We start from the raw sequence: 19,958 nt of genomic DNA on the forward strand, positions 1-19,958 counted from the left end.
TGGTGGTCAGCGTGGCCGAGGTGCCGCTGCCGCTGACCGTGCCCGGACCGCTGACGACGCTCCAGGTCGTGCTGGCCACCGTCAGGGCGCTGGACAGGCCGCTGGTGGCGCTCAGGGCCACCGTCTGGCCGGCGGTCGTTGTGGTCGGCGTGGCAGTCACGGTGACGGTGCCGGTGCCGGCGGAGACGGCCAGAGCCACCGCCTTGGCGGCGTCGAGCATGCCGGCGCCACAGGTGGCGGTGGTGCAGTAGCACTCGTCCTGGGCGACGCTGGTCGGGGCGTGGCAGGCCACGGTGCCGGCGGTGGCGCCGCTGGTGACGAAGGGCCGCGCGGTGCTCTGCAGGATGGCCTTGACCTGGGTCGGGGTCAGGCTTGAATTGGCGGACAGCATCAGCGCCACGGTGCCGGCGACCAGCGGCGTGGAGAAGCTGGTGCCGACCGAGGCCGAGCTGCCGGTGTAGTCGTTGGTGCTGGGGCCCTGCGTGCCGGTGTTGACCGTGCTGACGATGGGGTACAGGCAGGGCTGGTTGGTGCCCGTGTTGATGCAGTTGCCGCCCGGCGCGGCGATGGCCACTTCGCTACCGATGCTGGAGAAGCCCACCTTGCTGCCCACATGGCGCAGGCCGGTCACTGCGATCACGCCCGGGCAGTTGCCCGGCAGGCCGACGGCCAGGCCTTCGCTGTTGCCCGCAGCCACGACGACGACCGCGCCCTTGGCATTGATCTGCGAGATCGCGTCGCGGTACAGGCCGCCCACGCCGGTGGTACCGCAGGTGCCGGTGCCGCCCAGGCTCAGGTTGAGCACCTTGGCCGGCGTCGGATTGGTGGACGGCTGGCCGGTGAAACTGACGCCGGCGGCCCACTTCATGCCGGCGATGATGTCGGAGTCGTAGCCGCCGCACTTGCCGAGCACCCGCACCGGCAGCACCGGCGAATTCCACGAGACGCCGGCCATGCCCACGCCGTTGTTGCTCAACGCGCCCACCAGGCCGGAGACGCGGGTGCCGTGCCAGGAGCTGTTGCTGATGTCGGAGCTGGTGCAGCCGCTGCCGAGATTGCCGGCATTGATGTCGGCCTGGCTGACCCAGTCGCCCGGGTCGCTGGCATCGGCATCGGCGCCGTTGCCGTCGTTGGCGACGGCCACCGAAGCGGTATCGCCGTTCTCGGCGAAGCCGATGAAGTCGTAGCCGGTCAGCAGCTTGCTGCCGAGGTCCGGATGGTCATAGCGCACGCCGGTGTCGATCACCGCGACGACCACGCTGGACGAACCGGTGGTCACGTCCCAGGCCGCCGGCGCATTGATGCTCGACACCACGTCCGAATCGCTGCTTGCCACCGTGGCGGTGGGCGCCTTCAGGTACCACTGGTCGATCACGCGGGTCGGGTAGGCGCCGCCGGTGACGACCGCATTCGGCGTGGCGCTGCCGAACAGCGTGTCATTGGGCAGCGCGGCGATGCGGCGCCGCTGGTCCACGACGGCCATCTCCACCTCGCCGTCGGCGGCCAGCTTGGCCGCCAGCGCCGCCGAGCTGATGCCCTGCACGACCACCACCTGCGTGCGCTCGTCCAGGCTGCGGCCGGCGCGGATGCGCGTCGTCCCGCTGGTGCTGAGGCCGCGCCGCATGCCCAGCGCCGTGGCACGAGTCTGGGCCACGTCGGCCACCTCGCTGCGCGACATGGCGCGGGTCATCGCGCGGGCCCGCACCGAATCGGCACCCGCCTTGAAGCGCACGATCACGCGGCCCACCTCGTTGCTCGATGCCACCGTCGTCGTATCGGCCGCCGCCGTGGCCGGCAGCAGGTTCGCACCCGCGGCCAGCAGCGCGGCCAGGCCCAGCGCGATCGTGGAAATGCGTCGTCCCATAACTCTCAACCTCAGCTGTGCGTTGCCGGCCTCGATCATCGCCGCGCGTCGCGGCAGTGTAGGTGCCGCTCCTGACCGGAAGAGGTAAAGAATCGGACAAAGAAACGCGCAAATCCGCGCGGATCGCCAACCCGTCACGCCCTGTTCAGCGCACGAAGCTGCCCTTGCCGCTGTAGTAGCCGTCGAAGTCGTTGTCGGCCACCTTGCCCTGGGCGCTGGAGTCGCTGCGGATGATGACGGTCGGGTGGTCGGGGTTCTTCGGGTCGGGCGTGACCTTGACCACCAGGCCGCAATGGCTCTGGTCCGGCTTGACGAAGAAGTCGCCGACCTTGACCTCGGCCAGCTTCACGGCCTTGCGTCCGCCGACCGCCGTGCTGACGCGAAAAGGGTAGCCCAGCATGCACTGCTCGCCCTTGCCGCCGCGCTTGATGCCCTGGTCATGGGCCAGCCAGTGCGCGCAGCCGGTGCCCGGGATCGGCTGCCAGCCCTTCTTGCCGCCCTCGTACCAGACCATGCAGCCCTTGGGCTCCACATGCTTGTCGAGCGCCTTGACCGCGGCGGCGATCTGCTTGTTGCACTGGTCGCAGACCTCGACGCCGTTGACCTTGCCGACGCTGGCAAGGCCCGGATGAACACTGCATTTAGCCATGGTGGGGTCCCCTCCTGCGGATCGTGGTGCTGCGTGCGGCGGCGGCATCGATGCGGCCCATCAGCTGCAGCACCGCGGCGCGGACGTCGGGCCTGTCCTTGTCGGCGTAGAGCGCCTCGGCATCCAGTGGCGTCGCCTGGGCGGGCACGAGGTGGCCGCGCAGCAGCTGGACCAGGTCGCGCCGCGCCGGCTCGCCGTCGGCCGCCGCGTAACGGGCCTGGCGCAGCTCGGATGCCGGCTTGTCGAGCAGGTCGGTCAGGCCTCGCCGCAGTTCGGCCCGCTGGGCCTCGTTCTCGACCTGGATCTCGGCGCCCTGAAGGTAGGCCGCCGCCGCGCTGCTGCGCTCGCCGCAGCCGGCCAGCGGCGCGAAGAAGAGCCCGGACACCAGGCACCACAGGAACACGCGGATCACGACCATGACGACACCTCCTACTGCTGCCGTCCACGATAGGGGCGATGGGTCGCGCCGGCATCCTTCCGCGGAACGAGAAGGCTGGCAGTCAGTTGAAACGGGCCGTTACTGGCCCGGGCGCTTATGTCCCGATCGGCCAATTCCACAGTGTTGACGACGACAGTCCGGCCACGCGGCGCGACCATCCGCCTGCTTGGAAACACAGGGAGGATTCCGTGACTCTCAGGAGGATCCGCAAAATGACTGGTCTCAGGACTCTGATCGCGCTGGCGGCGGTTGTTGCCGCGGCACCTGCGCATGCCGGCATCGCCTCGGTCGCCGTCTACGTCCAGCAAAACTTCTACCAGGACGCCAACGGCGTCGTGCCATGGAGCCAGGGCCCGCTGGGCGGCCTGGCTTCCGATATCGGCGGCAATGCCAAGATCACCTTCACGGTGGCCACGGCCACCGCGAACCAGGGCGCGGGCGCGACGATGACGCGCCCCGGCAGCAGCACCCCCCTTGCGCTGACGCCCGGCTACGACTGGAACGACGTCAACTACCACTTCGACTACAACGCGCAGGACTACGGCTCGCTGAACCAGCTGCTCACCGCCTACCCGGGCGGCGCCTACGTCTTCACCGCCCCGGCCGCCGGCAACCCGACCAGCGTGACGCTGAACTTCAACGCCGGGCTGCTGAAGAACAGCACGATGGCCTCCGCCGTGCCGACCTTGACGAACTACGCCAGCCTGCAGGGCATGAACGCGGCCTCCCCGTTCACCTTCGCGTTCAAGTCCTTCCAGGGCTTCGGCAGCAGCGTCAACCCGAACGAGGTCGTGCCCTACGCGCAGGTCGGCATCATCGACCTGTCCACGCTGCAGGTGGTCTACCAGTCGCCCAACATGACCTCGTCCTCCACCAGCTTCACGCTGGGCGCCAACACGCTGCAGTCCGGCACGAACTACGGCTACTACGTCAACTACGACAGCTGGACCTGCACCACCGGCCCCTACTGCAGCGGCCACGAGATGGGCAACTACACCTTCGGCACCTTCTCCACCGCGGCGGGACCGGCCGTGCCGCAGACCCTGGTCGACTTCCAGGGCGGCACGCAGGACGCGCCCGTGGCGCTCCCGCGCGTGATCCAGCAGGTCGGCGCCATCAGCGGCACGATCGGCGGCGCGCCCGACGTGGACTTCTACAAGTTCGTCTGGAACGGCGGCCACTTCGCCGCCACCGCCACGCTCACCGGCGCCGATGCCACCGCCGAGTTCACCTTCAAGCTGATCGACTTCGACACCGGCACGGTGATCGGCCGCCTGGCGCTGGACCAGGCCGGCAACAACTTCAACGGCACGCTCGGTGCGGACCTGCCCGCGGGCGTCTACGAGATCGGGCTGATCTCCGGCGCCTCGGCCGATCCCGCCTTCACCATCAGCTTCGACACCTCGGCCCAGGCGCCGGTGCCGGAGCCGGCCACCGCGGCGCTGTGGCTGGCGGGGCTGCTGGCCGTGTTCGGGCACAAAAAAGCCCGCTCGCGCGGGCTTTCGGTGGTCAGCTGAAACTGGCCGTTAGTGCTTACTTGGCGACGACGCGGACCATCTCCAGCACCTTGTTCGAGTAGCCCCACTCGTTGTCGTACCAGGACACCAGCTTGACGAAGGTACCGTCCAGCGCGATGCCGGCGTCGGCGTCGAAGATCGAGGTGCGCGAATCGCCGCGGAAGTCGGTGGCCACCACCTTCTCCTCGGTGTAGCCCAGCACGCCCTTCAGCGCGCCCTCGCTCTGGGCCTTGAACTCGGCGCAGATCTCGGCGTAGGTGGCGTTGTTGTTCAGCTCGACGGTCAGGTCGACCACGGAGACGTCGCTGGTCGGCACGCGGAAGGCCATGCCGGTGAGCTTCTTGTTCAGCTCGGGGATCACGACGCCCACGGCCTTGGCCGCGCCGGTGCTGCTCGGGATGATGTTCTCGAGGATGCCGCGGCCGCCGCGCCAGTCCTTGTTGCTCGGGCCGTCGACGGTCTTCTGCGTGGCGGTGGCGGCGTGCACGGTGGTCATCAGGCCGCGCTTGATGCCCCACTTGTCGTTCAGCACCTTGGCCAGCGGGGCCAGGCAGTTGGTGGTGCACGACGCGTTGGAGATGATGGCCTGGCCGGCGTAGGACTTGTCGTTGACGCCGTAGACGAACATCGGCGTGTCGTCCTTGGACGGGGCCGACATGATCACCTTCTTGGCGCCCGCGGCCAGGTGCTTCTCGCCGCCAGCCTTGTCCAGGAACAGGCCGGTGGACTCGACGACGATGTCGGCGCCCACCTCGTTCCACTTCAGCTCGGCCGGGTCCTTGACCGCGGTCAGGCGGATGCGCTTGCCGTTGACGATCAGCGTCTGGCCGTCCACCGAGACCTCGCCGTCGAACTTGCCGTGCACGGAATCGTGCTTGAGCATGTAAGCCAGGTAGTCCGGCTCCAGCAGGTCGTTGATGCCGACGACTTCAACGTCCTTGAAGTTGGCGATGGCGGCACGGAACACCATGCGGCCGATGCGGCCGAAGCCGTTGATACCGATCTTGATCGTCATGTGGAGGTCTCCTGGAGGGATAAAGAAAGCCGTGGCTCGTCCCGCTTCGCAGGCGGGACGGCGAAGCCGCAAGGATAACCGCTGGCGGTTACCGGCGCTGATCAGGAGGCATGGCGGGCCGGCAAGCCGGCGTCAGAGCTCGATCGTCCCGCACGGCACGGTGATCACCGTCTCGGCCCCCAGCAGCGCCTCGACCTGGTCCTTGCCGAGGTCCAGGCTCAGCGTGGACAGCCACTCGATGAAGGCCCGGCGCTGCGCCACAGGGGCGCCGACCTCGCGCACGACGTTGCTGTCGGCCGGCTGGTACATGCGCCACTTCAGCTTGAAGGGACAGGCCATGCTGCCGAGGTCGAACTTCACCGGCACCTTGTCCGGATCCTTCACGGCGCGCAGGAAGTCCATCAGCCCCATGTCCTTGAGCACCAGGTCGCGTTCGCGCGCGAAGGACTTGAAGCGGTAGACCTGCTTGTGGACGTAGGGGCCGCTGCCCGGCGTCATGCAGGGCAGGCGGTAGCCGGCGGCATCGCTCTCCGCGGCGGCCGTGAAGGCGTGCGGCGTGGTGTTGTAGAGCATGCGGATCTTCGGCGCCGCATCGGGCGCCGCGAAGCTCAACTCCAGCAGCAGCGTGCCGTTGGCCTTCTGCTTGATCAGGCGGCCGGTCTGCATGTCCTCTTGATAGCTGAACGGGGGCGGCGTGCGCAGGCAGTCCCAGACGCCTGCGCTGGCGCTTGCCGTCATGGCGGCCTGGTCCTCGTCCGCCGACGCGGTGAAGACGATCTCCTGGTCCAGCGCGACCCGTTCGCCGGCGGCCAGGCACGGCAGGCGGTAGCCCCGCAGGTAGAGCTCGGCCGCCTCGGCCATCTCGGGAGAGCCGCTCCAGGCCAGCAGCTCGACCCGCGGCGCGCGGTCGGCGCCGGTGAAGGTCAGGCGGGCCTTCAGGCGGCCACTGTCGCGCAGTTCGCGGGCGCGCTCGGGGTACTTCAGCGGCTCCGCGGGCTTGCGCAGGCAGGCCACCGCCGCCGGCCGTTCGGGCGGCGCGGCATCCTGCGCGCAGGCCAGGCCGGCCAGCGCCCAGGCACCCAGGCCGACCAGCAGAAATCGCACAAAGCTGCTTCCCTTCGTCTTCCTCTTCATCATCTTGTAGCTCCCCTGTAATCGTTGACGCCAAAACAAAACCGGGGCCCAAGGCCCCGGTCATCGCAGCATCAGGCTGGTCGCCCAGCCCGGATCCCGATCAACCCTTGCTCTTCTTCGGTGCCTTCAGCCGCGCCACGCCCAGCGCCACCTTGACCGTGTCCACGACGTTCTCCGCCGTGAAGCCGAAGTGCTTGAACAGTACCGGCGCCGGCGCCGATTCGCCATAGGTGTCGATGCCGACGACGGCGGAGACGCCGTACTTCCACCAGTAGTCGCTGACGCCCATTTCCACGGCCACGCGCGGCAGGCCGGCCGGCAGCACGCCCTGCTTGTACTTGGCGTCCTGGCGGTCGAACACGCTGGTCGAGGGCATCGAGACCACGCGCACGTGGATGCCTTCGGCGGCCAGCTTCTCCTGCGCGGCCAGGGCCAGCTGCACTTCGGAGCCGGTGGCGATGATCACGCCCTTGGCCTTCTTCGCGGCCTCGCGCAGCACGTAGCCGCCCTTGCTGATCTCGTCCAGCGCCAGCTTGCCGGCATAGGGCAGGTTCTGCCGGGAGAGCGCCAGCACGCTGGGGCGCTGGGCGTTGCTCAGCGCCATGGTCCAGGCCACCGCCGTCTCGGCCGTGTCGGCCGGGCGCCACACGTCCAGGCCCGGGATCAGGCGCAGGCTGGAGACGTGCTCGATCGACTGGTGGGTCGGGCCGTCTTCGCCCAGGCCGATCGAGTCGTGGGTGAACACATGGATGACACGTTGCTTCATCAGCGCGGCCATGCGGATGGCGTTGCGGCTGTAGTCGCTGAAGGTCAGGAAGGTGCCGCCGTAGGGGATGTAGCCGCCGTGCAGGGCGATGCCGTTCATGATCGCGGCCATGCCGAACTCGCGCACGCCGTAGTTGATGTGGCGGCCGCCGTTGGGCGTGCCGTCCTCCAGCAGGCGGAAGGCCGTGGCGGCCTTGGTGTTGGTCAGGTTGGAGCCGGTCAGGTCGGCGCTGCCGCCCAGCATCTCGGGCAGCTTGGCGGTGAAGTGCTCCAGCGCCAGCTGGCTGGCCTTGCGGCTGGCCACGGTCTCGGCCTTGGTGTGGGCCTCGATGACCGCGTCCACGGCCACCTGCGCGAAGTCCTTCGGCAGCACGCCGGCCATGCGGCGCTGGAACTCGGCAGCCTGCTCGGGGAAGGCGGCGGCGTAGGCGTCGAAGCGCTGGTCCCACTCGGCTTCGGTGGCGGCGCCGGCGGCCTTGGCGTCCCAGTCGGCGTACACGGCCTCGGGGATCACGAAGGGCTCGTGGGCCCAGCCCAGCGCCTCGCGGGTCAGCTTGATCTCGTCGTTACCGAGCGCCTCGCCGTGGGCCTTGGCGGTGTTGGCGCGGTTCGGCGAGCCCTTGCCGATGATGGTCTTGGCGATGACGATGCTGGGCTTGTCGGTGCTGGTCTTGGCCTGGGCGATGGCGGCGTCGACGGCGTCCACGTCATGGCCGTCGATCGGGCCGATCACGTTCCAGCCGTAGGCGTCGAAGCGCTTGGCGGTGTCGTCGATGAACCAGGGAGCCACTTGGCCGTCGATCGAGATGCCGTTGTCGTCGTAGACAGCGATCAGCTTGTTCAGCTTCCAGGCGCCGGCCAGCGCGCAGGCCTCGTGGCTGATGCCTTCCATCAGGCAGCCGTCGCCCAGGAAGACGTAGGTGTGGTGGTCGACGATGGCATGGCCGTCGCGGTTGAATTCCTTGGCCAGCATCTTCTCGGCCAGCGCCAGGCCCACCGCATTGGTGATGCCCTGGCCCAGCGGGCCGGTGGTGGTCTCGATGCCCGGGGTGATGCCCACTTCCGGATGGCCCGGGGTCTTGCTGTGCAGCTGGCGGAAGGCCTTCAGCTCACCGATCGGCAGCTCATAGCCCGTGAGATGCAGCAGCGCGTAGATCAGCATCGAGCCGTGGCCGTTCGAGAGCACGAAGCGGTCGCGGTTGGCCCACTGCGGGTTGGCCGGGTTGTGGCGCAGGTGGCGGTCCCACAGCGCGACGGCGATGTCGGCCATGCCCATCGGCGCGCCGGGGTGGCCGGAGTTGGCGGCCTGCACGGCGTCCATGGCCAGGGCGCGGATGGCGTTGGCCATCAGGGTGGGAGAGCTGGAGGTGTCGGACATGGCGGCGGTGGAGGAGGAAGAGGGTGTTGCGGACGAAACGGCGGATTTTAGCGGGGCGGCGGAAACCGGAAGAAACCGCCTCGCCGGCCCGTGGCGGACGCCGCTGATGCTCAGGATTAGCACCGACTGGCCGCCCTCTCTCCGCTTGGGCCAGAATGCCCCGGATGGGAGCGCACCAATGAACACAGCCTTTGCCTTGCTGCTAGCGGCGGCTGTCGTGCTGCTCGCAGCCGCCTGGCGCCGCGTCATCACCGCGCGCCGCGAGCTGGCTCAGGCCCATGCCAACCTCGAATCCGCCCGCGCCGACGCCGAGCAGCAGCACCGCCTGCTGGAGAACGCGATCGACGCGCTGCAGGTCGGCGTCGAGATCTACGACGCCGAGGACCGCCTGGTGCTGGCCAACCGGCGCGTGCGCGACTGGTTCCCGGCCCAGCATTTCGACGGCCCCGACCGCTTCGCCGAGCTGCTCGAAACCAGTCGCCGCAACGGCACGCTGCCGTTGGAAGCGCAGGCCGATCCCGACACCTGGATGCAGGAGCGCCTGGCCCAGCGCGGCAAGCTGGAGCGCCCGCTGCTGCAGCAGTGGGCCGACGGCCGCGCCACGCTGCTGCACGAGCGCCGCACCCCCGAAGGCCATCTCGTCTGCACCCGGCAGGACGTGTCCGAGCTGATCGCCAAGGAGCGCGCGCTGCAGAGCAGCCAGGCGCAGTTGCAGGCCATCATCGGCACCGCCGGCGTGGCGATCCTCACGCTGGACGAGGCCGGCCTGATCGCCAGCGCCAACGCGGCCACCGAGCGCATGCTCGGCTACGCGCCCGAGGAGCTGCTGGGCCGCGACGTCGGCCTGCTGATGGACGAGGCCACCCGCGCGCTGCTGCGCGCCGACATGCAGGCCTGGCTGGAAGCCGGTGACCGCGAGCTGCTGGGCCGCCAGCGCGAGCTGGGTGTGCTGCACCAGGGCGGCCGCGAGCTGACGGTGCAACTGGCCCTCGCCGAGGTGCGCAACAACGGCGTGCGCGTCTTCGTCGCGGTGCTGACCGACATCACCGAGCGCAAGCGCTTCGAGGTCGACCTGCAGCATGCCAACGAGCAGCTGCTGCGCCTGTCCACCACCGACGCGCTGACCGAGCTGGCCAACCGCCGCCTGCTGATGAACCGGCTGGAGGACGAATGGCGTCGCGCGCTGCGCTCCAGCGAGCCGCTGGCGCTGCTGCTGATCGACGTGGACTTCTTCAAGCTCTACAACGACCACTACGGGCACCCGGCCGGCGACGCCTGCCTGCAGAAGGTGGCCGAGGTGCTGCGCCAGAGCGCCAACCGGCCCAGCGACCTGGCCGCCCGCTACGGCGGCGAGGAGTTCGTGCTGCTGCTGCCGCACACCGACGCCGGCGGCGCGATGGCGGTGGCCACACGGGTGCAGCAGCTGCTGCGCGAGGCCGCAATCCAGCACGAGCTGTCGCCGCAAGGGCCCGACGTGACGCTGAGCATGGGCCTGGTGAGCGGGCAGGCGAACAGCCTCGGCTCGGCGGCGAGCTGGCTCGCCCAGGCCGACCTGGCGCTCTACCAGGCCAAGTCGCACGGCCGCAACCGCATCGTGCAGGCCCCGACGTTTTGAGCACGACAACGAGCTTCGCCACCCTCGCCCTGCACACCGCGCGCCTGACGCTGCGGCCCACGGCGCCCGCGGACGCCGCCGCCCTGCTGGCGATCAATGCCGATCCCGAGGTGGCGCGCTACCTCAGCCGCCCGGCCTGGACCGACATCGCCCAGGCCGAGGCCCGCATCGCGCAGGACGCCGTCGACATGGCCGCCGGCACGCACCTGCGGCTGGCAGTCGAACACGAGAGCCGGCTGGTCGGCGACTGCACGCTGTTCAACTGGTCGCGCCAGTGCCGGCGCGCCGAGATCGGCTATGTGCTCGGCCGCGCGGCCTGGGGCCGGGGGCTGATGCACGAGGCGCTGACCGCGCTGGTCGGCTTCGGCTTCGGCCCGGTGATGGACCTGCATCGCATCGAGGCCGACATCGACCCGCGCAACGAAGGCTCCGCGAAGACACTGGAGAGGCTGGGCTTCATGCGCGAAGGCCTGCTGCGCGAGCGCTGGATCGTGTCGGGCGAGGTCTCGGACAGCGCCCTGTACGGCCTGCTGCGCAGCGACTGGGCGCGACGCGCCCAGTCAAGCTGATCGATCGATCGATCGATCAATCGATCAGCGCGCCAGCGGCTTCGCGATCGCGTCGATGCGCGCCAGCACCTCGGGCGTCAGCTTCGGCGTCACCGCCAGCGCGCCCAGGTTGTCCTGCAGCTGCCCGATCTTGCTGGCGCCCAGGATCACCGTGGACACGCGCGGATTGCGGTTGACCCAGGCGATGGCCAGCTGGGCCACGTTGCAGCCCAGCTCGGCGGCAAGCTTCTCCAGCTCGGCGACGGCGGCGTTCTTGGCCGCGTCCTGCAGCTGCTCGCGCATCCAGCTCATGCTCTCCAGCGAGCCGCGGCTGCCGGCCGGAATGCCGTGCTTGTACTTGCCGGTCAGCAGGCCCGAGGCCAGCGGGCTCCAGGTGGTCAGCCCCAGGCCCGTGTCTTCGTAGAGGCGCGCGTACTCGTTCTCCACGCGGCTGCGGTGGAACAGGTGGTACTGCGGCTGCTCCATCACCGGCTTGTGCAGCGAATGCTTGTCGGCGATCTCCCACGCGGCGCGGACGTCGGCGGCCGACCATTCGCTGGTGCCCCAGTAGAGCGCCTTGCCCTGCGTGATCATGTCGCTCATCGCGCGCACGGTCTCCTCGACCGGCGTGGCCGGGTCGGGGCGGTGGCAGTAGACCAGGTCGATGAAGTCCAGCTGCATGCGCTTGAGCGAACCGTCGATCGCCTGCATCAGGTACTTGCGGTTGAGCGTGTTGCGGCGGTTCGTGTCGGTATTGCTGGTGCGCTCCAGGCCCCAGAAGAACTTGGTGGAGACGATGTAGTCCAGCCGGTTCCAGCCCAGCGCCTTGAAGGCCTGGCCCATCACGACCTCGCTCTCGCCCTGTGCATAGACCTCGGCGTTGTCGAAGAAGTTCACGCCGGCATCGAAGGCGGCGGCCAGCATCTCGGTGGCGGCCTTGGTGTCCACCTGGTTGTGATACGTGACCCAGGAGCCCAGGGAGAGCTCGGAAACCTGCAGGCCGCTGCGGCCCAGTCGACGGTATTGCATGCTTGTTGCCTCCGCTTGTTTGCTTGATGGTGGATGGATGGATCGGGAAGGTCGCGCAGCTTAGCGCCGGTTGCCCGCCCTTGCGCCTCAGCTCCGAAAGCCCCTTGCCGTCACCCCGGACAAGCGCGGCAATCGCACAGCGCGGCAGTCTCCCGGGGGATGGCCCCATGGCCACGGCGTGGCCGCTCACTACACTGCCGCGACACCGCGGAACAGCGGCCGAACAACGACAAGAAAAAAGTCCGATGAAGCAGATGAAGAGGGATGGGGGCAGCGCGGCCGGTTTTGTCATGGGCAAGCCGGGCACGGTACTGGCGATCGCACTATTGCTCGGCGGATGCGGCGGCGGCGGCGGCAGCGGCTCCGCGCCCGACGAGCCGGCGCCGACATCCGCCAGCAGCCGCCCGCTGGCCATGACCGCGACCACGGCCAGTGCGTCGGCGGCGGTGGGCATGACGTACGCAACCGTGGCGATGGGCCTGGGCCAGCAGGCGCTCGACTGGACCGCCGAGGCCGAGGCCGCAGCGGGGCTCTCCATCACCAGCCCCTGTCCTGGCGGCGGCAGCCGCAGCCTCGTTCTCGCCGACCGCGACGGCAATCGCCGCGCCAGCCCGGGCGACCAGCTCAGCGTCACGCTGAACAACTGCTACCTGCCCGCACTGCAGGACGCCTACAGCGGCACGCTGAACCTCGACGTCACGACAGCCGCCACCACGAGCGCCCGGGCAGGCACCCTGAAGTTCGGCGCCGGCTTCGGTCCGCTCGCCAGCGACGGGCAGATCCGCATCATGGGCGCACTCGCACTGGAGGGCAGCAGCGACCGGCTCGGCCAGTCTCTTCACATCACATCGGCCTCCGAGTCCTTCGCGATCCGGTTCACGACCGCAGCCAGCGCCGGCGCAAGCGCCCAGCAGCAGACCGAGATCCTGACCCGCCTCGACGCGACCCGCCAGGTCCGGCGCGACACCGCCCGTACCAGCCTGACCCTGGCCTATCACCTGAGCAGCGAACTGCTGGGCGGCAGCGTCGACATCAGCACCAGCACGCCGTGGCAGGCCTTCTTCGGCAGCTTCCCGGACACGGGCGAAGTTCAGATCGTCGGCGCGTCGGGCAGCCCCGCCGTGCAGGTGCGACCGCCTGCCAGCAATGGCTACGGCACCTTCCAGGTTCTGCTCGGCGGCGCGGCCGTCGAGCCGGTCAGCATCGAGGATGCGTCAACCAGCTATCTCTGGTCCGGCGCGCCCTGGCTGCCCATCGACCCGGCCAGCACGTCGCCAACGCCGCTGCAGGCCGCCAGCGCGATCGGCTTCGTGAACCTGTCCCGGCCATCCACCAGCGGCCTGCAGCCCACGCCGGGCGAACTCGCCTGGCAATACTCGCGGCCGCTGGCGCCCGACACGCTGCACACGGCCGTGCTGCGCAAGACGGCCGGGCGCGCCGGCGTCAACTGGGCGCCCACGGACATCCCCGCCACGCTGCGCATCGACGGCGCGCTGCTGAGCATCACGCCGAACAGCCAGCTCGAACCGGGCAGCACCTACCAGATCATCTTCGACAACTCATTCACCCGCATCGCGGACACGGACGGGCATATCGCCGACAACCCATCGCTCAGCGTCAGCGTGGCACAGACCGTGACGGCGAACGCCAGCCTGGGTGCGCCCGGCCTGCTGCTGGGCGGCTCGGCCAGCCTGACGCTGGACGCCAGCGCCTCCAGCGCCGCCACGGGCAGCGTCAGCGCGCAGTGGCGCCAGGTGTCGGGGCCTGCGCTGACGATCACCGGGGCCGACACGCTCAAGCCCGTCATTACCGCGGCTCAGGCGGCCAACGGCACCGCCGTCGTTGAACTCACGGTCCGCAACGCCATCGGCGACATCGACAAGCAGACGCTGAGCCTGCCGGTGCTCGCCGATGCGAACGGCTCCGCGCTGGCCCTCAGCGTACGCCAGGACACGCAGCCGGCGAGCCTGCACACCAACGTCGATGCGGGTACCTTCTCGAGCTACACCCGCTATTTCGCCTCGAGCAATACGCTGGACGCCGTCCTCTCCACCGAGCGAGGCCTGTGGCGCCTGCTGGCCCAACTGCCCTCGCTGCAGGCCGGCAACGAGTACGCCTACGGCGGCGCGGCCGGCCAGAACGCCACCGTGGTCTGGATCGACTCCACGGCCTCCTGCTCCGCCCCCTCGGCCCAGGGGCATCTGAGAGTCCTGGACATCGCGCAGGCTGCCGACGGCACCCTCACCCGGCTGGCCATCGACTTCGAGCAGACCTGCGGCTCGCCCGCCACGACCTACGGCTCGATCCGCTACAACAGCAGCCTGCCGCTGCGGCCGTGAGCACGCCGGACACCGGCCGCTATAGTCACGCGGCCATGTCGCCGCCCCTGCCCCAGAACCCGTCCACGCCTCGACTCGCCGTCATCGGTGCCGGCCCGGCCGGCCTGGCCCTCGCCCTGCATGCCGCGCGCGCGCTGCCTGCGGCGCAGATCAGCCTGTTCGACGCGCGGCCGCTGGAGCGCGATGTCTCGGCCGACCCGCGCACCCTCGCGCTGAGCCTGGGCAGTGTGCAGCTGCTCAAGCGCCTGGGCGCCTGGAACGCGGCTGCCGCGCAGGCGATCCTGCAGGTCCACGTGAGCCAGGCGCCGCCGACGCTGTCGCACCCGCTGTTCGGCGACAGCGGCGAGCCGGAGGTGACGATCTCGGCCCTCGAACAGGGCGTGCCGCAGCTGGGCGCGGTGCTCAGCTACGGGCAGCTGGTGGCGCCGCTGCAGGCGGCCTGGATCGAGGCGACGCGGCGCGAGCCCGCTCGACTGATGACGCGCTTCGGCACGCCGGTCTCCTCGATCAAGCCGATCGCCGATGGCGTGGAGATCGACGCGGGCATCGCAGAATCCTTCGACCTTGCGGTCGTGGCCGAGGGCGGCGTGTTCGCTGACCAGGCGCGCAAGTCCGTGACCCACGACTACCGCCAGAACGCCTGGGTCGGCACCGTCACGCTGGCCGCGGACAGCCCCGCCGGCATCGCCTACGAGCGCTTCACCCGCAACGGCCCGCTGGCCCTGCTGCCGCTGCTGCCGCGCGAGGGCGAGAAGCGCGCGGCGCTGGTCTGGTGCGTGCCGCAGGACGAGGACGAGATCGCCACGCTGAGCGACGCCCAGCGCCTGGCCGTCATCCAGACCCTGCTGCCGGCGCAGGCCGGCCGGCTGCGCGGCATCGGCCCGCTGAAGTGCTTCCCGCTGGGCCTGAACGCCGAGCGCACGCTGGTGGACGGCCGCACCGTGCGCATCGGCAATGCGGCGCAGACCCTGCATCCGGTCGCGGGCCAGGGCCTGAACCTGGGCCTGCGCGATGGCTTCTCGCTGGTGGAGGCGCTGCGCCGCCATCCGGTCGAGACGGCGCTGAGAAAAGTCGAGTGGCAGCGCGCGCCCGACCGCTGGACGATGATCGCCGCCACCGACTTCCTCGCCCGCAGCTTCGCCTGGCGCTGGCCGGGCCTGCCCGCGGCGCGCGGCCTGGGGCTCGCCGCGCTGCAGAAGCTGCCCATCGTCAAGCGGGCCCTGGCCCGCCAGATGATGTTCGGCCGCCGCTGAGCTTAGGCCTTGCGTCGACGGGCCCGCCAGCCGACCAGGCCCAGCCCCGCCATCAGCATCGCCACCGAGGCCGGCTCCGGCACGGCCAGCGCGGTGTCCAGGTGGATCTTCAGGAACTCGGTGTTGTCCGAGTTCAGGTCGCGGCCGCCGGTGCCGGGGTAGTTGTTGTCGTTCACGACCAGCAGCGTGTTGGCATCCAGCAGCAGCACGTTCTCGATCGTGACGAAGGGGAAGGTGAAGCTGGTCTTGCCGTCGCCGTTGAGGTCGTTCGGGTCGGCGATGTTCATCAGGTCGACCACCTCGTGCTTGCCGACATTGCCCTCGGCATCGGTCTCGTTGAGGTCGATACGGAAGACCTTCTTGAACGGCGTGCCGCCGCTGGTGGCCGTGGCGCCGTTGCGCTCGATGACGAGGAACTCGTGATCGTTGATCGCGGTCATGTCGCCGATGTTCGTGCCGTTGGCATCGAGCTTGTAGCGCCAGTTGCCCGGCAGGTAGGACTCGGTGTTGACGTCGAAGGCGTTGATGCGCAGCGTCTTGGCGGCGTCGCCGGCGACCGTGCCTTCCAGCAGCGTGTAGAGGCGGTCGCCGGCCGCATTGATCGCCATGCCCTCGAAGCCGTTGGAGGAATTCAGCGTCGGCGAGTTGCCGCCCAGGTAGGGGTTCTGCGGCGCCTGCACGCCGGCCAGCGAAATCTCGCTGCGCAGCACCTTGCCGGTCGCGTCGGTCTTCACCAGGAAGGGTCCGAACTCGTCGCCGAACCACATATTGCCGTTCTTGTCGCGGCGCATCGATTCGACGTCAAGGTCGGCGCCGGTCAGCAGGCGGCCGCTGCGGATGCTGGCGTCCACCAGCGGGTTGGTGGCCTTGTTGTAGTAGTTCGTGTAGTCGGCCTGGATGGTGAAGCCGAGCTTGCGGTCCGGGTCGGCCAGCGTGATGCGGCTCTGGGCGCTGAAGCCTGGCAGCGCGGCGCCGGTGGCGTAGTCGGCCGCGGAGACGGTGCCGCTGCCGCCGGTGGCGGTGCGGAAGTCGGGCGTGATGCCGTAGACGCGCAGCAGCGCGTCGGCCGAGTTGGCCTGCGTGCCGAAGCCGTTGTCGGTCATGAAGCGGTAGCTGCCCGCCACCGCGCCCGGCAGCACGCCGGAGAAGCCCTGCACCGGCTGCAGGCCCGCCAGCGGCAGCGGGTTGCCGCCGGCGCCGCTGGCGAACTGGCCGCTGGTGGGGCCCGGCGAGAAGGTGTTGGCGGGCATCAGCGCCCAGCCTTCGAGCGAGGCTTGCTGGGCCTGCGCGGCGCCCGCTGCGAGCAGCAGCAGGGCCGGCAGCAGCACGGTCTTCTTCCTGAAAATCATCGTCGGGCTCCTTGGATGCCAGGATTGGCCCGATCGATTGTTAAGAAGCGTAATGAAGCGCTCGTGACGCCGGGGATGATCCTTGCGGCTCCCCGGCCGGGCCCTTTCCTTCAGCTGCGCCGGCGGATGCTCATGCCGACCATCACCAGGCCCGCCAGCAGCAGGCCCATGCTGGCCGGTTCCGGCACCGCACTGACGTTCACCGCCATCTGGTAAGGCGACTGCGCGCTGTTCGGATTGGCGCCGAAGAGCACGCTGTAGTTCGACTGGCCCGCCACGCCGGGGGCGCTCAGGTCGCCGGACCAGGCCCACTCGACCGCGTTCGGCGAGGCCGCCTCGATCTCGACCCAGTAGGTGGTGTTGGCGGCCAGCGCGAAGGGCGTGGACAGCGCGAACGAATAGGCGGCGAACGCATCGGTGGCGATGCCGCTGCTGGACAGCAGGCCCACGCTCAGCAGCTCGGCGCCGGGCGTGCTGCCGGCGCCGTCGGCATGCAGGCTCACCCGCAGGTCGCCGACGATCGAGGCGCTGTCGTTCTTCAGCAGCGCGGCGATGCTGGACAGCAGGCCGCCGTCGGCGCCGGTGGTGAAGGAGTTGGCCAGCGGGCCGTAGCTGAGGATCGGATCGGCACCGTCCTGGGTGGAGCCGAGGTTGTCGTAGAGGTTCGCGGCCGAGGCGCTGAAGCCCGTGGCGGCGACGAGGGCCATAACGGCCAGTTTGAGCGCAATGTTCTTCATGGAGTTGATTCCCTGCTGATGCTTCAGACGTGCGGATCGGTCAGGCCGTCCACGCCGGTCTCGACGCGGCCGGCGAACTGGGCGAGGAAGCGGCTGTCGCCATCGGCGCCGACCACCAGGTCGTACCAGCGCGAGCTGCCGGCCAGCGCCCAGTCCGAGCGGAAGCTGGCGCCCGGCGCGACCAGCTGGTGCGAGGCGGCCTGGGTGTAGCGGTCGGTGACGGTGACCATCGCCGCCGTGGTGCCGACGTTGCTGACGACCAGCGAGACGCCCCCGCTGGCGCGGTCGTAGATCGTGCGGCAGGCCAGCTTGGCGGCGCCGTCGTCCAGGCTGCCGGCGAAGGCGCGGTAGAAGCCGTTCGGGCCGTGGACGGCGAGGTCGTAGCTGGTGACCGTGGGCGCGGTCCAGGTGTCGGTCAGCGACTTGCCCGGCTCCACCGTGTAGCCCCAGGGGCCGGTCGAGCCGCCGGCCTGCGTGTCCAGCGTGGCCGAGCGCACCTGCAGCCAAGCGCCGGCGGTGCCGGTGTTGGTGAAGGCGAGCGTGAAGCTGCGCTTGTCCGCGTTCGGCTGCCAGTCCACCTGCAGCTCGTAGGGCAGCGCGCGCGACAGGCGCTGGCCCGGCTCCTGCACCGGCAGCGCCTGGCTGGCCGGCACGGCGGGCACGTAGCTGCTGTACTTCTTGCCGGCGACGATGTCGGCCTGCGGCGCGGCATAGGCGGCGGTGCTGGGCAGGCGGGCCGCCGCGGTGTTGGGCAGCGAGAAGTCCAGCGTCGTGCTCAGGTCGCCGCAGACCGCGCGGCGCCACGGCGAGATGTTCGGCTCGGCGATGCCGAAACGCTTCTCGATGAAGCGCACGATCGAAGTGTGGTCGAACACCTGCGAGTTGACCCAGCCGCCCTTGCTCCAGGGCGAGATCACCAGCATCGGCACGCGCGCGCCCAGGCCGTAGGGGCCGGCCGCGTAGCTGCCGGCGCCGGGGTAGATCTCGTTGACGGTGCTGACGGTGGACAGGCCCTGCGCGCTGGATGCCGGCGGCGTGGGCGCGACGACGTGGTCGAAGAAGCCGTCGTTCTCGTCGAAGCAGATGATGAAGACGGTGCTGGCCCAGACGCTCGGGTTGGCGGTCAGCGCGTTCAGCACGTTCTGGATGTACCAGACGCCGTAGCTGGTCGGCCAGTTCGAGTGCTCGCTGTAGGCCTCGGGCGCGGCGATCCAGGAGACCTGCGGCAGCGTGTTGTTGAGCACGTCGGCGCGCAGCTGGTCGAACAGGGTGCCGTTGTTCCAGGCGCCGCCGTTGAGCAGGTTGGTGCCGGTGCGGGCGCGGTCGTACAGCGGGTCGCCGGGCTGGGCGTTCTGGTACTGCTTGAAGTACAGCAGCGAGTTGTCCCCGTAGTTGCCGATGTACGGATTGACGCTGTCCCAGCCCCAGGAGCCGGCGGCGTTCAGGCCGTGGCCGATGTCCTGGTAGATCTTCCAGCTGACGCCGGCCTTCTGCAGGCGCTCGGGGTAGGTGGTCCAGCCGTAGCCGGCCTCGGCGTTGTTGACGACCGGGCCGAAGGGCGGTGTGCCGTTGCCGGCGTTGCCGCCGCTCGAATTGAGCGTTAGCGAGCCCGGCGTGCTGCCGGTGTTGGCCACGTCGATGCCGCCGGCGGCGGTGCCGTTCTGGCCGCACCAGCCGCTCCAGAGGTAGTAGCGGTTGGGGTCGGTGCTCGCCATGATCGAGCAGTGGTAGGCGTCGCAGATGGTGAAGGCGTCGGCCAGCGCGTAGTAGAACGGGATGTCCGCGCGCTGCAGGTAGGCCATCGTCTGCTTGCCCTTGGCCGGCACCCAGCGGTCGTTGCGTCCGCTGTTCCAGGCCGAGTGGGCATCGGCCCAGGCGTGCGGCAGGCCGGTCAGGAACTGCTGGCCGAGGTTGGCCGCGGTCGGGTGGTAGGGCAGGATCGTCGCCGGGCTCTGCGTCACGCCCTGGCTGTTCAGGTTGGGCTGCTCGAACACCGTGGCGCCGGCGCCACCGTAGCGCTTGGCGGCCCGCGGGTCGCCGAAGCCGCGCACGCCGCGCAGCATGCCGAAGTAGTGGTCGAAGGAGCGGTTCTCCTGCATCAGCACGACGATGTGCTTGACGTCTTCGATCGTGCCGGTGGCGCCGGCGGCCGGGATGGCCAGGGCCTTCTGGATGCTGTCCGGCAGCGCGGCGCTGGCGCCCAGGCCAGCCAGGCCGCGCAGCACGGCGCGGCGGTCGATTGCGGTCATCGGGGTCTCCTGTGGGGATGCGACGCGGCGGATTCTGGAAAGCGCCGGTGACCGGGCAGTGACGCGCACATGTCCAGT

The 19,958-nt window shown here is 69.7% G+C and carries 15 protein-coding genes; 5 read left to right on the forward strand and 10 right to left on the reverse strand.

Features of this window, described 5'->3' with window-relative positions; all coding sequences use genetic code 11:
* The 3 genes from B0W88_RS02230 to B0W88_RS02240 form a co-directional block, all read right to left on the reverse strand.
* A partial coding sequence (locus B0W88_RS02230) for a S8 family serine peptidase (protein WP_077033021.1) occupies positions 1 to 1,864 on the reverse strand: 1,864 nt, incomplete at its 3' end.
* 145 nt (positions 1,865 to 2,009) lie between these two features.
* On the reverse strand, positions 2,010 to 2,513 hold the full coding sequence (locus tag B0W88_RS02235) for a hypothetical protein (protein WP_077033022.1): 504 nt from the start codon (positions 2,511 to 2,513) through the stop codon (positions 2,010 to 2,012).
* A complete protein-coding gene (locus B0W88_RS02240; protein ID WP_077033023.1) occupies positions 2,506 to 2,931 on the reverse strand; it encodes a hypothetical protein in 426 nt (141 codons plus the stop codon). Before B0W88_RS02240 ends, B0W88_RS02235 begins: the two co-directional genes overlap by 8 nt.
* A gap of 233 nt (positions 2,932 to 3,164) precedes the next feature.
* Here B0W88_RS02240 and B0W88_RS02245 point away from each other — a divergent pair, with 233 nt between their 5' ends.
* Positions 3,165 to 4,469, forward strand: a complete 1,305-nt coding sequence (locus B0W88_RS02245) for a hypothetical protein (RefSeq protein ID WP_077033024.1) — start codon at positions 3,165 to 3,167, stop codon at positions 4,467 to 4,469.
* 16 nt (positions 4,470 to 4,485) lie between these two features.
* Here the strand turns inward: B0W88_RS02245 and gap are convergent, their stop codons facing one another.
* From gap to tkt, 3 genes are all read right to left on the reverse strand, one after another.
* Positions 4,486 to 5,484, reverse strand: a complete 999-nt coding sequence (gene gap / locus B0W88_RS02250; RefSeq protein ID WP_077033025.1) for a type I glyceraldehyde-3-phosphate dehydrogenase — start codon at positions 5,482 to 5,484, stop codon at positions 4,486 to 4,488.
* A gap of 132 nt (positions 5,485 to 5,616) precedes the next feature.
* The gene (locus tag B0W88_RS02255) at positions 5,617 to 6,588 is read right to left on the reverse strand and encodes a hypothetical protein (RefSeq protein ID WP_144006550.1); all 972 of its coding nucleotides are present in this window, start codon (positions 6,586 to 6,588) and stop codon (positions 5,617 to 5,619) included.
* A 130-nt stretch (positions 6,589 to 6,718) separates the two neighbouring features.
* Positions 6,719 to 8,761: a transketolase gene (gene tkt, locus B0W88_RS02260; RefSeq protein ID WP_077033027.1), complete on the reverse strand. Its 2,043-nt coding sequence runs from the start codon at positions 8,759 to 8,761 to the stop codon at positions 6,719 to 6,721.
* Between the two features lie 178 nt (positions 8,762 to 8,939).
* Here tkt and B0W88_RS02265 point away from each other — a divergent pair, with 178 nt between their 5' ends.
* Both B0W88_RS02265 and B0W88_RS02270 read left to right on the forward strand, forming a co-directional pair.
* Positions 8,940 to 10,376, forward strand: coding sequence for a diguanylate cyclase (locus B0W88_RS02265; protein WP_158080779.1), 1,437 nt, complete (start codon positions 8,940 to 8,942; stop codon positions 10,374 to 10,376).
* Positions 10,373 to 10,945: a GNAT family N-acetyltransferase gene (locus B0W88_RS02270; protein WP_077033029.1), complete on the forward strand. Its 573-nt coding sequence runs from the start codon at positions 10,373 to 10,375 to the stop codon at positions 10,943 to 10,945. The genes B0W88_RS02265 and B0W88_RS02270 overlap by 4 nt, the downstream gene beginning before the upstream one ends.
* 24 nt (positions 10,946 to 10,969) lie before the next feature.
* Here the strand turns inward: B0W88_RS02270 and B0W88_RS02275 are convergent, their stop codons facing one another.
* The gene (locus B0W88_RS02275; protein WP_077033030.1) at positions 10,970 to 11,953 is read right to left on the reverse strand and encodes an aldo/keto reductase; all 984 of its coding nucleotides are present in this window, start codon (positions 11,951 to 11,953) and stop codon (positions 10,970 to 10,972) included.
* Positions 11,954 to 12,198: 245 nt separating this feature from the next.
* Between B0W88_RS02275 and B0W88_RS02280 the strand changes: the two genes are divergently transcribed.
* Together B0W88_RS02280 and B0W88_RS02285 are read left to right on the forward strand one after the other, a co-directional pair.
* Complete coding sequence (locus tag B0W88_RS02280; RefSeq protein WP_144006552.1) at positions 12,199 to 14,292, forward strand: Ig-like domain-containing protein; 2,094 nt, start codon at positions 12,199 to 12,201, stop codon at positions 14,290 to 14,292.
* 35 nt (positions 14,293 to 14,327) lie between these two features.
* A complete protein-coding gene (locus B0W88_RS02285; RefSeq protein WP_077033032.1) occupies positions 14,328 to 15,545 on the forward strand; it encodes an FAD-dependent monooxygenase in 1,218 nt (405 codons plus the stop codon).
* A gap of 2 nt (positions 15,546 to 15,547) precedes the next feature.
* On the opposite strand, the gene B0W88_RS02290 is transcribed toward B0W88_RS02285, so the two are convergent.
* From B0W88_RS02290 to B0W88_RS02300, 3 genes are all read right to left on the reverse strand, one after another.
* Positions 15,548 to 16,894, reverse strand: coding sequence for an esterase-like activity of phytase family protein (locus B0W88_RS02290; RefSeq protein ID WP_077033033.1), 1,347 nt, complete (start codon positions 16,892 to 16,894; stop codon positions 15,548 to 15,550).
* A gap of 110 nt (positions 16,895 to 17,004) precedes the next feature.
* Entirely contained in the window at positions 17,005 to 17,631 is a 627-nt protein-coding gene (locus B0W88_RS02295; RefSeq protein ID WP_083748515.1) for a choice-of-anchor R domain-containing protein, read from the reverse strand.
* 23 nt (positions 17,632 to 17,654) lie between these two features.
* Complete coding sequence (locus tag B0W88_RS02300) at positions 17,655 to 19,880, reverse strand: phosphocholine-specific phospholipase C (protein WP_077033035.1); 2,226 nt, start codon at positions 19,878 to 19,880, stop codon at positions 17,655 to 17,657.
* Positions 19,881 to 19,958: the final 78 nt, after the last annotated feature.

Source organism: Pelomonas sp. KK5, assembly GCF_001984095.1.
Lineage (GTDB): Bacteria > Pseudomonadota > Gammaproteobacteria > Burkholderiales > Burkholderiaceae_C > KK5.